This window comes from Marseilla massiliensis (genome assembly GCF_016899855.1).
Lineage (GTDB): Bacteria > Bacteroidota > Bacteroidia > Bacteroidales > Bacteroidaceae > Prevotella.
The window spans coordinates 1-737 of record NZ_JACJJG010000227.1 but is presented as its reverse complement, the minus strand read 5'-3'; the positions used below and the strand labels follow the sequence as shown (position 1 = coordinate 737).

At 41.8% G+C, this 737-nt stretch carries 2 pseudogenes; both read left to right on the top strand.

The features are described 5' to 3' along the window. A pseudogene (locus tag H6A34_RS14510) lies at positions 1 to 418 on the top strand (hypothetical protein); the annotation flags it as partial. 127 nt (positions 419 to 545) lie between these two features. Then, a pseudogene (locus tag H6A34_RS14505) lies at positions 546 to 737 on the top strand (hypothetical protein); the annotation flags it as partial.

The window sequence follows — 737 nt, the reverse complement described above, 5'->3', positions numbered from 1 at the left end:
TTTCAAATGGTACGACATGGAAGCAGGGAAAGCATACAACTACGAGGTAAACGGCTACGACTACGAGCTTGATACCACAGACGGAAGTATTGACGGGTATGAGGAGAACGATGACGAAAGCTATGACGAGTTTCATGAATGTTATGGTGACTTCGATACTACGATTGTAATGTACCACGGAAGGGAATACAGTTGCAGTGTTGATGACCTTGGGGAATTTGTATGGATTGACTCAGAGGAAATGTATTACCACGAGAGTGATGTTGACCGTTGTCCTTGGTGCGGCGAATGGTTTGTAAAAGATGACGGCCATGAATCGGAGTTGACGGGAAACTGCTACTGCTCGGAAGGATGCAAGGAGAAGGCGGAAGATTGCTACATATCGGAGAATAAGCAAATAGAACTCAAGGCGGCATAATACTGAAAGGGGAGGAAACTGTGATAAAAGACAAACAAAAACATCATGGCTTCCTCCTTTAACCTCTCTAACAAAAACAAGAAAAACAACTTGTAAATTCAACAACAAAACAAAAAACGTAAAAAATATGGACTTCAAACTTTTAAAACAGCTTTATAAAATCCACTCAAAGTCAGGATACGAGGGCAAGATAATTTCTTTCGTCTGCAAGTGGGTTGACAAGAACATACAAGACGTGAAAATCGAACTTGACTGGAACACAGGGAACATCTACATAACCAAGGGAACTGCAAAGACCTATCCCTGCATGGTGGCTCAT